The sequence below is a fragment of the Amycolatopsis vastitatis genome, from assembly GCF_002234595.1.
Lineage (GTDB): Bacteria > Actinomycetota > Actinomycetes > Mycobacteriales > Pseudonocardiaceae > Amycolatopsis > Amycolatopsis vastitatis.
Window position 1 is genome coordinate 195,439 of the sequence record NZ_NMUL01000010.1, and the last position, 12,751, is coordinate 208,189.

The following is a 12,751-nucleotide window of genomic DNA, read 5'->3' on the forward strand; positions in this document are numbered from 1 at the left end:
CTGATGAACGACCAGGCATTCCGGTTTGTGGCGCTGGACGAAGCGGCGCAGTTGTACGGTAGGGGGTATCGGGCCGCGGTGCGCGAGATCGCGACATCGGCCGACCTGCGCCAGCGGCTGGAGATGTCTCGCCGCCAAGCAGCCAGCCGACTGCCGCTGCCGCCGGACCTCAGGCGTGCCTACGAGGCGCAGGTGCCGCACAGCGAATCGGCTGTACGGCAGGGCGACTTCACACTGCTGCAGCGCCACGAAGGCCGATTCGTCCCCTTGGTGCGTCAGGATTTACTCGGTGTCCCCCGGCTTCCGGCCGCACCGTCGGTCGTTCTCCCGAGCCTGCTGGATCCGACGGCATGCGCGTCCGGTGTGCTCGACGCGATCCGTGAAATCCCCGATCCGAATGCACATCTCGACCTCGTCGACGGTTCATTGGTGATCTTCGCTCCCGACATGCCGACGATGCCCGCGCTGATGGCGACCCTGCACGAGGTAGGTCATTACCTGTACGAAGTGCAGAGCGGACGCTCGGTGAACCTCGGCTTCGCGCACTATGTCGAGTCCGAGGCGGCGGCGATGACCTTCTGCCGACGGGGGATCAGACGCTACCTGGAGCTGCATCCGCCGTACGCCGCCGACGGGCTGGAGGCCTACCAGTCCGCGGAGATGCTGCTCAATCACTACTTCTTCCTGGAGGAGGCGGGCCGATTGGGTTTCCATTCCGGACATCTTCCACCCATGGCGATGCCGTACCTGCGCGACAACTGGATGAAGCAGTTCGGGTACCAGATCGTCTACGCCGCCGCTTCCCAGCTGGCCGTCGACCACGCGACGGATGTCTTGACTGCGAGGAGGCCGTCGTGAGCGATGTGCGGCAGGCAGAGCGAGAGCCACAGGACCAGCTCGCCCAGCGGTTCTATGACCGTATCAGGGAAATGCCGCCTGTTTTCCGTACCAAGTCGGGAATCTGGGCCGTAGCGGGCCATCCCGAAGCAACCCGTCTGCTGAGCTCCCGGTGCATTGTCAGCGATGACAGGGAATCCCTGCGCCGACGCGACTCGGCGTGGGATGAGCTTGCTCGCCGGTTTTTCATCTTCGCCGACGGCGCCGAGCATGCCCGGTTACGACGGTTGGTCAGCTTCGCCTTCACCAACCGTCGTCTGCAGACGTTGACCAGCACGGTCGAGCGACTCGTACGCGAGGGGCTGACCGGGGTTTCCGGTCGGAATGCCGAGATGATGTCGGCGCTCGCTTTCCCGGTCGCCAGCCGGATGATTGCGGACCTGCTCGGACTTCCGTCCGAGGTCGCCGACCGGCTCGCCCGGTGGGGACATGAATTGTCCGGCGGGCTCGGCGGCAGGGGCGGGGCAACGCAGTTCGACAGAGCCGCCATCGAGATCCAACGTTTTCTGCATGACCAGATCCCCCACGCGGAAGCCGGTGGTTTGCTGCACGCATTGAGCGAGCGGCACGCGGGCGACCGGCTCACTGCCGACGAGGTCGTGACCACCGCCGCGCTGCTGCTCGTTGCCGGGTTCGAGACGAGCGCCAACTTCTTCGGCAATCTCCTGCTCGGTCTGCTGTGGCGCCGAGAGCGTTACGAGGAGCTCATCCATATCCCCGACCTGGCCGATTCAGCGGTGGAGGAGATGCTGCGGTTGTTCACACCGGCCCACATCGTCTTCCGCAAAGTGGTCGAGCCATTCGCGGTCGGCGACGCGGAACTGGTTCCCGGCGACCGGGTGGCGGTCCTGCTCGGGGCGTGCAACCGCGATCGCCGGGTGTTCGACGACCCCGACAGCTACGACGCCCGGCGTCACCCCAATCCTCACCTCACCTTTTCCCACGGTCCGCACTACTGTCTGGGTGCCGGGCTGGCCCGGCTCGAGGCCTCGGTGATGCTGCGCACTCTCGTCGATGTAGCTCCTGGTTTGCAGCTCGCAGCCGAGGAGGCCGCTCGCTGGGAGTCGCGCCTGCTCGGGCGCGGGCTCGCCCGGCTCGGTGTGGTACTGCCATGAGAGGCGCTGACGCACAGCTGCGGACAAGCGTCCAGCTCGGGGATCTCGGTGAAGTCTCGCGCATCGGTCTCGGCGGCAACCGGTTCTGCGGTCCCGGTGCCTTCGGCAGGTCGTCGTGCCCCGAGAGATGCGCCGCGACACTCAGGGCTGCGATCGACAGCGGGGTGTCGCTCGTCGACACGGCCGACTCCTACGGCCCGGGGTGGTCCGAGACGATCATTGGCCGGACGTTGTGGAATTCGCTTGCGAGGCCCGTCGTCGCAACCAAGGTCGGCCTGCTCCGGGACAACGCGGGCAATTGGATCGTCGATGTGTCACCCGGTCATCTGCGCCGGGCCGCCGAGGCGAGCGCGCGCCGGCTGCGGGTCGAGGCGATCGATCTGCTCCAGTTGCATACGCCCGGCGATGGCGTCCCGATCGAGGACTCGGTGGGCGTACTGCAAGACCTGAGGCGAGCAGGCCTCGTACGGCAGGTCGGCGTTTGTAACGTGTCCGTCCGTCAACTAGCGGCGGCTCTGAGCGCGGGGCCGATCGCGTCTGTGCAGAACCGGCTCAACCTGATCACGATCGACGCGGCCGAGATGAAGGTTGTGTCGATGTGCGCGGAAGCGGGAATCCCCTATCTGGCATATCAGCCATTGGGGGACGGGGCGCTGCTGGGCGCGGGACGCATCCGTGCCGTGGCTGCCGAACTGTCGGTCACGCCGGCCCAGCTGGTGGTGCGGGTTCTGCTGAGGTTGTCGGACTCGATCGTCGCGATCCCGGGAACGTGCGATCCGGGTCACGCTCGCACGAACGCCGCGAGTCTCACAGCCCGCCTTGACGACCGCGACAAGGACATCGCGGTCCGCTGTCTGGCCCGGCACCGGCGGCAGCAGAAGCAGGAGGGAAACGAACATGCAGCTGTTTGATATTCCGGACCGCTGTGGTCACCGGCCGAGCACCAGTGCCGCGCCACCGCACCAGCAGCTCAGCCAGACGGCGCCATTTCACCTGCAGCAAGAACTCTACCGGCAGTGCTGTGCCCTCGCAGGCACAGTGGCGCACCCGTCGCTCGTTTCCGTGCCGGGCGCACGGGCGTTGTCGATGCCGGATGCCGCATCGCGCGGGGAGTTTATGGTGCGCCGGGAATTCTTCCACCTGCACCCGTCCTACGACGGCTCGATGCACCTCTCCCTGCCTCCGCGAGCAGCGCGGGTTGTGGTCGAGCGTGGCTGGGGTGAACCCCATCCCATCGCCGGGATCCACTTGCCGGCGGGGACGGTCCTGCTCTACGGCCCGCGCGACCGCTCTGAAGTCGACATCTGCCTGATCGTCGTCCAATACTCGGCCAGTCACCTACGAGGAGAAATCGATGCTCGCGCCGGCCGATGACCCCCTCGGCACCATCTGTGTACTGGGCGCCGGGCGCATGGGCTCGGCACTGTGCCGGCGGTTCACCGCTGCCGGCCGTGAAGTGCTGCTCGCCGCCCGGAACCGGTGCCGTGCCGCCGAGGTCGCCGAAGGTACGACCATTTCGGCCTTGCCCGCGGCCGAGGCTTTCGAACGAGCAGCCACGATCGTCCTGGCGGTCCCATACCAAGTGGCGTTGAGGCTCGCGCAGCGGTTCCCCGCGTTCGCCGACGGCAAGATCGTCATCGACGTGACCAATCCGCTCACTGACCGGCATGATGACTTGTTGACGGCGCCGGGAACGTGCGCGGCGGTTGAGATCGCGCGTGCCATCCCGTACACGCCGGTGGTGAAGGCGTTTAACACCCTGACGCCCGAAATCGTGGCTACAGCGTCCACCGGCGACACGAGCCATGATTACTCGGTCCTCATAGCCGGTGACGAGCCGCGATCCAAAGCGGCCGTGGTGACGCTGGCGGCCCAGATGGGGTTCGCCGGCGTGGACGTCGGTCCGTTGGTATACGCCCGGCATATCGAAGGCCTGGTTCTGCTCAACCGGGCCGTGGCCGCGAGCGCCGGAGGTACCGGCATCGAAATCCGGCACCCGTGGGTCCCGGTTCCCGGCAAGAACAGGCGGAAGGCGGCTGTGTCATGACGAAAATCAGGCTGGTGGGCATCGGCATGTTGCCGCAACGCGACCTGACAGCGGGCGGCCTGGCCGCACTGCGGGCGAGCAAGGTTGTGCTCTACAGCAGTTTCCCGCATCTCCGCCCTTGGCTCGGATCGCTGGGGCTCAGCCGAATCGAAGACATCTGCGACCATTACGCCGACGGCGGCAAGGACGTCGACAACTACACTGCGATCGTCGGCGCGGTGGTCGGCGCAGCGCGCCGTAACGGCGACGTGGCTTACCTCGTGCCAGGTCATCCGAACCTGGGCGTCACCGCCACCCAGCGGTTTCTCGCGATGGCTGCCACGGACGACGAACTCGACGTAGAGGTCGTACCGGGTGTGTCGAGCATCGACACGATCTCCATGGATCTCTCTCTCGACCTGCTTGAACGCACGTGCGTCATCGTAGACAGCAACCGGCTGCTTCTGCTTCGCCAGCAACTCGATCCACGAGCCGGGGTGCTGGTCTACCACGCCTCAGCCGTCGGCACGACGACGACCGACTATCGCGAGCCATGGATCACGAACCGGATCGAATTGCTTCAGCGATATCTGGTCGACACGTTCGGCGAGGACCATGAATACCACGCGGTCGTGTCGCAGACCGTGCCTGGCGTGCGGCCGAGAGTCTCGCGGGGAACACTCGGCAAACTGAGCGAGGCAGTCAGATCAATCGACTACGGCACGACTTTGTACGTACCACCGATCGTGAAACGAGGTGTCGACGAGAATTTCCTGCGATTGCTGGACTCCGGCGTAGCCGCCACGCGAGGGGCGCGGGAATGACCGATCTCGATATGCTGCCTTTCGAAGTCCAGCATCACGCCACGATGGTCGGTGACCGGTCGCGCCTCGAGGCCTACCAGGCGGCTTTGAGGGCCGTGGTCCGGGACGGTGACCGCGTGGTGGATGCTGGAACAGGTACGGGCGTCCTCATCAGCTACGCTGCCGCGCTCACGCGCGGAGCGGTGTACGGAATCGAGTACTTCCCGGCCGCGGCGGCTCTGGCCGACCGGATGGTCCGCGCGGCGGGCATGTCGAACGCGCTGATCCTCAACGAGAACGTGTTCCATGCCAGCGTCGACGCACCGGACGTCGTCGTGACCGAAACCATCGGCGCACTCGGCCCGGAGGAGAACATCGTCGAACTGACCCACAACTTCCTCCAGCGCCACCCGAGTGTCCGGCGTCTCATCCCCTCAAAGTTGTCGATCTACGCCGTGCCGGTCCGGTCGGACGTCGTGGAGACGGTGACGGAACGCTTTCTACGCAGCTTCTCGGCGGCGTCCCATGACCGGTTCAGCTATGACGCCATCATGGACGACCTGCGTTACCACGTCGGGCGGCACCTGTTCACCACGGACCTGAGCCAGGCTGCCGTCCTCGGCGAGGAAACGCTGTTGGTCGCATACGACCTCGGACGCACCGAGAACTCGGCGTTCGACGCGACGGTCCGGGTCCCACCGGGTGGAGCGAACGCCGTGCATTTGTTCTTCCGCTGTCAGCTGGCTGATGACGTGCTTCTCGAGTCCCGCCTGTCGGCACCGCCGAACCACTGGCGGCACTCGTTCGTCGCCATCCCTCCGGGTTTCGATACGCTGCACGTGCACTACCGACGTGCGAGGTTCGTCTTCACCTGGTCCGACTCCGGGAACGGTGGCTGATGACGTTGCGTGTCTCGATTCTCGACCAGTCGCCTGTCGTCGAAGGCGGCACGGCCGCGGACGCGCTGTCGGCAACCGTCGACCTTGCCCGCAGCGCCGACCAATGGAACTTCACCCGCTACTGGGTGTCCGAGCACCACGACGTGCAGCGGTTCGCCGGCGGCGCGCCGGAAGTCCTCATGGCGAGCTTGCTGGCACAGACCCGCCGTCTACGGATCGGCTCCGGGGGAGTGTTGATGCCGTGCCGCGATCCCGGGCGTGTCACGGAATCGTTCCGGGTGCTGACCGACTTGCACGGGGCCAGGGTGGATCTGGGGATTGGCCGGTCGAGGGCGCCCGTCGCACTGTACGCCGAGCAGATCGACGCTGTCCGGAAGCAGTTGTGCACCGGATCCGGCGCACAACCCGAGTGGTGGCTGCTCGGAATGGGCGCATTGGTCGCGGGAACAGCCGCCCGTGTCGGAGCCGGTTTTTGCTTCGGGCACTTCATCACGCCGAAGGGGAGTAAGGAGACGCTCGAAGCCTACCGGGAAGGCTTCGAGCGTGGTCCGGGGAGCCCGGTACCACGAGGCGGCCTGGCCGTCAACGTCATCGTGGCCGACAGTGCCGCCCGCGCGGATCGGCTGGCCGAGGCGTTCCTGCTGTTCCGCAGCCACGACAACGCGGACTCTCTGTTTCCCTCGGCGGAAACCGTGCGGTGGCACCGTTGGACGAGTGCCGAACGCGAGCGGGCGGCGGTGCATCGCCTGTCTCTGATGTCCGGCACCGCCGAGCAGGTCGCTCCGGCACTGCATACTCTGGCCGAGGAGCACAACGTCGATGAACTGGTGATCAACACCGTCACCCACGACTACGGGGAGCGGCAGCGATCCTTCGAGTTGCTGGCCGAGGCGCTGGAGCTCACCGCAGGCAGCGAGCGGGCTGCCGGCTGTGGCACGGGGCGCGGGCGATAAGCTGTGCCCATCGACTCGGAAATCACGCGTTACCGGGACGTACTTGCCCTCCCTGCGGCTCTGCGCACCTTCATTCCTGCGCTTGTCGGCCGGTCGGCCTACGCGTTGCTGCCTTTGTCGCTCCTGTTCGCCGTACACGACCTCGCGGGGTCGTTCACGGCAGCCGGCACCGCCCTTGCCGGCTACGGGTTCGCCGGCATCCTCCTGCCGGTAAAGGCCGGCCTCATCGATCGGCACAGCCAGGCACGGACATTGCCCGTCCTGGCGGTGTGCGCCGCTGTCCCGATGGCCGTCATCGCCGTGGTCTCACCGGCGAACGCCGCCCTGCTGGTCGTTCTGGCAACGTCGGCCGGGATCGCGGCCCCACCACTCGGGCCGGCAATGAGGTCGTCCTGGCGGTCGCTCACCCGGGGTACCCCTCTCAAGCGCCGAGCTTATGCACTCGACTCGACGTGTGAGGAAACGCTCTACCTCGGCGGTCCCCTGGTGGCCGGGGTCCTGCTGGTGGTCTGGTCGCCACGTGCGGCACTGCTCCTCGTCGTCGTCCTTTTGCTGCTCGGTGCGCTGGGGATGGCCACAGCGCCACCGGCTCGGTGCCGCGTGCACGAAACTTCGCCTGCGGGTCCCTGGACGCTGTCGCGAGGCCCGATCGGTGCTCCTGGGCTGAGGTTGGTCGTCGCCGCCATTCTGGTGACGGCACTGGGCCTGAGCATGACCTACACGTGCCTGGCCGCCACGGCATCCGGGCAGGGCAGACCGGCTGTGGCCGGGTTCGTCGAGGCCGCCATCGGGCTTGGCAGCGTGGTCGGTGGCCTGGTGTGGGGCCGGCTGGAGATCGCCGCGAGCAGGTCCACCCAACTGGCACGGCTGATCGCGTTTCTGGGCGTGGGGATGGCTTTCGCGTCCATGACCACCAGTCTGATCGTCATCGGCATCTCCCTTGCGATAGCCGGGCTCGCGATCGCACCCTTGTTCGTCGTGTCTTACGTCGCCGCCGACGACCTGGCGCCGGAGAATCAGGGGACCGAGGCCGGTAGCTGGGTCAACACCGCCAACAATCTCGGCAGCGCTTTGGGGGCATCCGCTGCCGGTCTGATCGTCGACAACGCGCGTGCACAGTGGGGATTCCTGGCGGGCGCCGTCGCGCTGCTGCTGACCGTCGCCGTGGTGAGGCTGTCCAGGAAGTCCCTGGACACGACTCCCGCTGCCCAGTAGCCCTCGGGCGAGAACCGGAACGTGAACGCTTCGGCGTCCTGCCGCTGAAGCGTTCACTCATACGGCGCCGAGTCCGCTGTTCGGTCGCCACACCCACGGGGAAGCACGAACGGCCTACACTCGAACCCGCATTGACTCAACCCCCGTGTCCGCATCCACGGGGTCGATGAGTCGGCTGTTGCAGACGGCCGGGGCATTCCGCAGGTAGTGGTGCGGAGGGGGTATCAGTGGACGTCGACTTTCGTTTGCTGGGGACGGTCGAGGCGCGGATCGGGGATCGGCTTGTCGATCTCGGGCCGGCGCGGCAGCGGTGCGTGCTGGTTGCGCTGCTGCTCGAGGCGAACCGGGTTGTGTTGTGGGACCAGCTCGTCGATCGGGTCTGGGGGGAGAGCCCGCCGCACCGGGTGCGCAGTACATTGCCCAGCTACGTTTCTCGGCTGCGCAAAGCACTCTCGGGCGCGGACCAGGTCAGCATCGCGCAACAGGTCGGCGGTTACATGGTTGTCCTGCCCGACGCTGCGATCGACCTCCACCGGTTCCGCAAACTGACTGTCGACGCCCGGGCCGCCGGTGACGAAATCGCACTGCGCCTGTTCGAGCAGGCATTCGATCTGTGGCAGATGCCGGATGCGTTCGCCGGGCTCGAGACCGCGTGGCTGACGGCGGCCAGGGGCGTGCTGGCGCAAGAACGCTTCGCCGCCAGACTGGACTACTTCGACGTGGCACTGCGCTGCGGCAGGCATGCGGCCCTGCTACCGGAACTGACGGCACTGGGCAAGGAACGGCCGTCGGACGAACGGCTCGCCGGGCAGCTGATACTCGCCTTGTACCGCAGCGGCCGCCAGGCCGAGGCACTCGGGAACTACGAACAGTGCCGACTTCGGCTTGCCGACGAACTAGGTGCGGATCCGAGTCCGCCGCTCCAGGAACTGCATCGCAAGATCCTCGCTGCCGATCCGCTCTTGCTCGGGAGCGCAGAGCTGGGCTTCGCGAACCCGCGGCATCCGGTAGCGCCGGTCCGCGCTGCCGCGGGAGTCGTGCCGGTACCGCGCCAGCTGCCGCTCCCTCCGGGGCGGTTCACCGGTCGTGCCGCCGAACTGGCGGAGCTGGGGGCGGTCCTCGGCGGATCGGGGCCCGCCGTCGCGGCTCTGTCCGGTGCCGGCGGTATCGGCAAGACGTCGCTGGCGCTGCATTGGGCGCACGGCAACGCCCACCGTTTCCCGGACGGAGAGTTGTTCGCGGACCTGCAGGGCTTCGGTCCGAACGGCCCGCCGGTGGACCCGCAGGTCGTGGTGACGGGCTTCCTGCGGGCACTGGGCGTCGCACCGGACGACGTCCCGGTCGACCCCTCGGCGCGGCAGGGCCTCTACCGCAGCCTTCTGGCCGATCGGCGTGTGCTCGTCGTGCTGGACAACGCGTCCGATACCGCGCAGGTGTCGCCGCTGCTGCCCGGCGCCGGTGCGTGCGCAGTGGTCGTGACCAGCCGCCGCGTCCTGACCGGTCTGGTCACCGGGTGCGGCGCGCATCACCTGGCCCTTCAGCCACTGCCTGATGATCAGGCCCGTGAGCTGCTGGAACGGCACCTCGGCCGACCACGCCCGGCCGCCGAACCCGTCGCGACGGGGGAGCTGATCAAGTTGTGTGGCGGGTTCCCGTTGGCGTTGGCGGTGTTCGCCGCGAGGGCCGCGGCCAACCCACGCGTGTCGCTCGCCGCCTTCGCCGCGGAACTGTGCGACCTCGGCCTCGACGCGCTCGAGGACGATGACGCGGCCGCCAGTCTGCCTGCCGTACTGTCGTGGTCCTGCCGGGCGCTCACCGACGAGGAGCGGTTTGTCTTCGCGTTGCTCGGCATCGCCCCGGGCCCGGACATCGACCTGACGGCGGTGGTCAACTTGACCGCGCTGACCCCTGCCCGCGCGCGGAAGGCGTTGCGTGGCTTGACGGACGCGTCACTGGTGACGCGCAACGCCCGCGACCGGTACGCCATGCACGACCTCGTGCGGCAGTACGCCGCGACATGTCTGCCGGGCACGCCGGAGGCGGCGTTGCGGCGCCTGGTCGACTTCCACCTGGCGACCGGGTTCGCCGCGGACCGCCTGTTGGCCCCGCACCGCCCAGTGCCCCGGAGGTTCTCCGTGGCGACTCCGCACCACCCCGCTCCGCCGGCCGACGCCACGGCCGCGCTCGCGTGGTTCGACGACGAGCACCCCTGCCTGCTTGCCGACCAGCGCGTCGCGCTGGAACGCGGGTGGCACGACGTGGTGTGGCGCCTGGCCTGGCTGCTCAACACCTACACGTACCGGCGCGGTCACCTTCCGCACCGGATCGCCTCGTGGGAGGCCGCGTTGGCCGTCGCCGACTGTTTGGACGACGAGGAGCGTGCGGACGTGTACCGCTACGTGGGCAACGCCTACGTTTCCACCCAACGGGTCGAGGAGGCGGTGCGCCACCTCTACCACGCCCTGGAATTGGCCGAGCGGCGGTCGGACCCCGTCGCGACCGCGGTCGCCCACCACGACCTCGCGGGCGTGTACGAGAGACGGAACGACGACCGGCGGGCGCTGGAGCACGCCACCCGGGCCCTCGCGCTGTTCCGCACGCTCGGCAACCCTGTGTGGGAAGCGTTCGCGCTCAACGACGCCGGGTGGTACGCCGCCCGCGTCGGTGACCACGACGCGGCACGTCGGCACTGCGGAGAGGCGCTGGAACTGCACCGCCGCCACGGCAACCACGTCGGCGAGGCGGCGACGCTCGACAGCCTCGGGTACAGCCACCACCGCACCGGCGGCCACGGGCGGGCCGTCGAGTATTACCGGGAGGCGCTGCACCTCTACCGGGATCTCGACCACCAGTTCCAGGTCGCCCAAACGCTCGACAAGCTGGGCGACGCGTACGCTGCGGCCGGCGCTGACGGCCGCGCGCGGGAGGTGTGGCAGGGAGCGCTGGAGCTGTACTGCGCCCAACACCGGAGTCTTGAGGCGAACCGCCTGCGCGCCCGGCTCCAGCGTGGTGAACTCCGCGGCTCGGCGAGGTGAGGTCCGGCGTGTCTCCCGGCCGCGTTCGGCACTTGACCGACGATCAGGTGAGGCGTCTGGTTCTGCCCCGCCAAGAGCGCAAGATCACGCGGTACCACGATCACCGAAGATCGGATCCGTGTGCCGTCGCCGGCAATGTGTTGAGTGCAGTTGTGACAGGGTCTGGCGGTGTCGTGAAGCCGGCGCTCCAGTCAATAAGTTTGGCAAGGCCGAGATTGATTTCTCGGTCGTCACGCCATCGACGCGGGTGGCGCCGAGGTTGCCCGCTGCGCCGACGGCGACCACGAGCCGGGCTGCAATGCGGTCTGACCTGGGGGCTGCCTATGGGCAGAGGTGAGGCAGCGGGAGGGGGAACACCGCGCGACTTGGCAATCAGCTGCCTTTGAGGTCTGTTCTGCCGGAACTCAGCGGGTGGCGGTGCGCCAGTTCCAGGACCAGGACGCCGCCCGGCGCGTCCCTTCCAGCTGTGTCGAGTGATAGCCCAGCGAAGTTGCGACGTGCTTGACGGCCTGCCCCATGCGCAGGCTTCGAATCAGACCGCACGCCGTAGTGCTCCGGCTGGCTGCGGGGGCCGAGGGGCTCGCCATCAGTCGCGACGTCGAGGCCGCTACCGTCCTGAAGCGCAATCGCACGTTCGACCGGCCCTGCTGCAGGCGCTGGCCGCCGCATCAGCTAACGGGCGTCCGGGTGTCGTCGCTCAGACGGCCAGCTCAGACAGCACTTCGGCGGAGTAGCCGGAAAGTGTGAACGTAGACGCCGAGTTGCCGGAGGGGCACGGTGTGAGGATCGGCGGCCTCGCGCGCTGCGTCGACGCGGCCTCAGGTTTTCCTCCGGGGTGTCTTCAAGTGGCGCGTTCGGGATCGATGCGATAACCGGTGGACCGGCACGTGCGACCCACCTAGCCTTCCGTCGAACCGTATGGCCTTCCGTCCGAAGAGGTGCATTTCATGAATGTCCGGGTAGCCCGGCCGTCGACGGCCGACTCAGCGCTGACCACTGTGAACGACCCTTTGGACGTAAGGAATCCCCGAAGTGGATCTACCCCGTAGCTTCACCATCCGCGAGAGCGGCCACCGCATCCACAACCCGCTCACCAGCCGGAAACTGGCCGTCCTGGGCGAGGCGCTGAACCCACCACCCGGCACTCGGGTGCTCGACCTGGCCTGTGGCTCGGGCGAGCTGCTGTGCACCTGGGCCCGCGATCACCGCATCACCGGAACCGGCGTCGACATCAGCACCGTGTTCCTGGCCAAGGCCCGGGCACGAGCGATCGAACTGGAGGTCGCCGAACAGGTCACTTTCACCCATGGTGACGCGTCGGACCACGTCGCCGACGAACCGGTCGACATCGGGGCGTGTGTTGGTGCGACCTGGATCGGAGGTGGTGTTGCCGGCACCGTGGACCTGCTCCGACGCAGCCTGCGCCCCGGCGGCGTGATGCTGATCGGCGAACCGTACTGGCGCAGGGAACCCCCGGACCAGGCGACCGTCGAAGGCTGTCACGCCACCAGCGAAGACGACTTTCGCGTGCTCCCGGAACTGCTGGAACAGTTCGGGGAGCTGGGTTGTGACGTCGTGGAGATGGTCTTGGCCGACGAGGACAGCTGGGACCGCTACGTCGCGGCTCAATGGCTCAACACGCGCCGCTGGCTGGACGCACACCCTGACGACGAGCTGGCCGGGCAGCTGCGCGCGGAACTCACCGCCGCGCCGGTACGCCACGTCCGGTACCAACGCGAGTACCTCGGCTGGGGCGTCTTCGCTCTGATGAACCGCTGACACCAGCGGCCGAGTGAGTCCCGGTGACC

Annotated in this window: 11 protein-coding genes; all 11 read left to right on the plus strand. The window is 67.7% G+C overall.

Annotated features, from left to right (window positions below):
• Positions 1–3: 3 nt before the first annotated feature.
• The 11 genes from CF165_RS13340 (at position 4) to CF165_RS13395 (ending at position 12,722) form a co-directional block, all read left to right on the plus strand.
• Positions 4–858 carry a hypothetical protein gene (locus CF165_RS13340; RefSeq protein ID WP_093947809.1) on the plus strand — a complete coding sequence of 285 codons (855 nt, stop codon included), beginning with the start codon at positions 4–6 and terminating at the stop codon, positions 856–858.
• Positions 855–2,012 (plus strand): cytochrome P450, encoded by a 1,158-nt coding sequence (locus tag CF165_RS13345; protein WP_093947810.1) that lies wholly within the window; start codon positions 855–857, stop codon positions 2,010–2,012. The genes CF165_RS13340 and CF165_RS13345 overlap by 4 nt, the downstream gene beginning before the upstream one ends.
• Entirely contained in the window at positions 2,009–2,923 is a 915-nt protein-coding gene (locus tag CF165_RS13350) for an aldo/keto reductase (protein WP_093947811.1), read from the plus strand. Before CF165_RS13345 ends, CF165_RS13350 begins: the two co-directional genes overlap by 4 nt.
• Positions 2,910–3,386, plus strand: coding sequence for a luciferase domain-containing protein (locus CF165_RS13355; RefSeq protein WP_093947812.1), 477 nt, complete (start codon positions 2,910–2,912; stop codon positions 3,384–3,386). Before CF165_RS13350 ends, CF165_RS13355 begins: the two co-directional genes overlap by 14 nt.
• Entirely contained in the window at positions 3,367–4,059 is a 693-nt protein-coding gene (locus CF165_RS13360; RefSeq protein WP_093947813.1) for an NADPH-dependent F420 reductase, read from the plus strand. The genes CF165_RS13355 and CF165_RS13360 overlap by 20 nt, the downstream gene beginning before the upstream one ends.
• Positions 4,056–4,862, plus strand: a complete 807-nt coding sequence (locus CF165_RS13365; RefSeq protein WP_093947814.1) for an SAM-dependent methyltransferase — start codon at positions 4,056–4,058, stop codon at positions 4,860–4,862. The genes CF165_RS13360 and CF165_RS13365 overlap by 4 nt, the downstream gene beginning before the upstream one ends.
• Positions 4,859–5,740 (plus strand): SAM-dependent methyltransferase, encoded by an 882-nt coding sequence (locus CF165_RS13370; RefSeq protein ID WP_143268566.1) that lies wholly within the window; start codon positions 4,859–4,861, stop codon positions 5,738–5,740. The genes CF165_RS13365 and CF165_RS13370 overlap by 4 nt, the downstream gene beginning before the upstream one ends.
• Positions 5,740–6,693 carry an LLM class flavin-dependent oxidoreductase gene (locus CF165_RS13375; protein ID WP_093947816.1) on the plus strand — a complete coding sequence of 318 codons (954 nt, stop codon included), beginning with the start codon at positions 5,740–5,742 and terminating at the stop codon, positions 6,691–6,693. Before CF165_RS13370 ends, CF165_RS13375 begins: the two co-directional genes overlap by 1 nt.
• A gap of 3 nt (positions 6,694–6,696) precedes the next feature.
• The gene (locus tag CF165_RS13380; RefSeq protein ID WP_093947817.1) at positions 6,697–7,908 is read left to right on the plus strand and encodes an MFS transporter; all 1,212 of its coding nucleotides are present in this window, start codon (positions 6,697–6,699) and stop codon (positions 7,906–7,908) included.
• Between the two features lie 227 nt (positions 7,909–8,135).
• Positions 8,136–10,943 (plus strand): AfsR/SARP family transcriptional regulator, encoded by a 2,808-nt coding sequence (locus CF165_RS13385; RefSeq protein WP_093947818.1) that lies wholly within the window; start codon positions 8,136–8,138, stop codon positions 10,941–10,943.
• A 1,032-nt stretch (positions 10,944–11,975) separates the two neighbouring features.
• Positions 11,976–12,722, plus strand: a complete 747-nt coding sequence (locus CF165_RS13395) for an SAM-dependent methyltransferase (protein WP_093947819.1) — start codon at positions 11,976–11,978, stop codon at positions 12,720–12,722.
• The last annotated feature ends 29 nt before the right edge of the window (positions 12,723–12,751 follow it).

Excerpts from the sequence above, each read along its gene's own strand:
- CF165_RS13340 (WP_093947809.1), top strand. The coding sequence starts at position 4 with ATGAACGACCAGGCATTCCGGTTTGTGGCGCTGGACGAAGCGGCGCAG.
- CF165_RS13350 (WP_093947811.1), top strand. The coding sequence starts at position 2,009 with ATGAGAGGCGCTGACGCACAGCTGCGGACAAGCGTCCAGCTCGGGGAT.
- CF165_RS13355 (WP_093947812.1), top strand. The coding sequence starts at position 2,910 with ATGCAGCTGTTTGATATTCCGGACCGCTGTGGTCACCGGCCGAGCACC.
- CF165_RS13360 (WP_093947813.1), top strand. The coding sequence starts at position 3,367 with ATGCTCGCGCCGGCCGATGACCCCCTCGGCACCATCTGTGTACTGGGC.
- CF165_RS13365 (WP_093947814.1), top strand. The coding sequence starts at position 4,056 with ATGACGAAAATCAGGCTGGTGGGCATCGGCATGTTGCCGCAACGCGAC.
- CF165_RS13370 (WP_143268566.1), top strand. The coding sequence starts at position 4,859 with ATGACCGATCTCGATATGCTGCCTTTCGAAGTCCAGCATCACGCCACG.
- CF165_RS13375 (WP_093947816.1), top strand. The coding sequence starts at position 5,740 with ATGACGTTGCGTGTCTCGATTCTCGACCAGTCGCCTGTCGTCGAAGGC.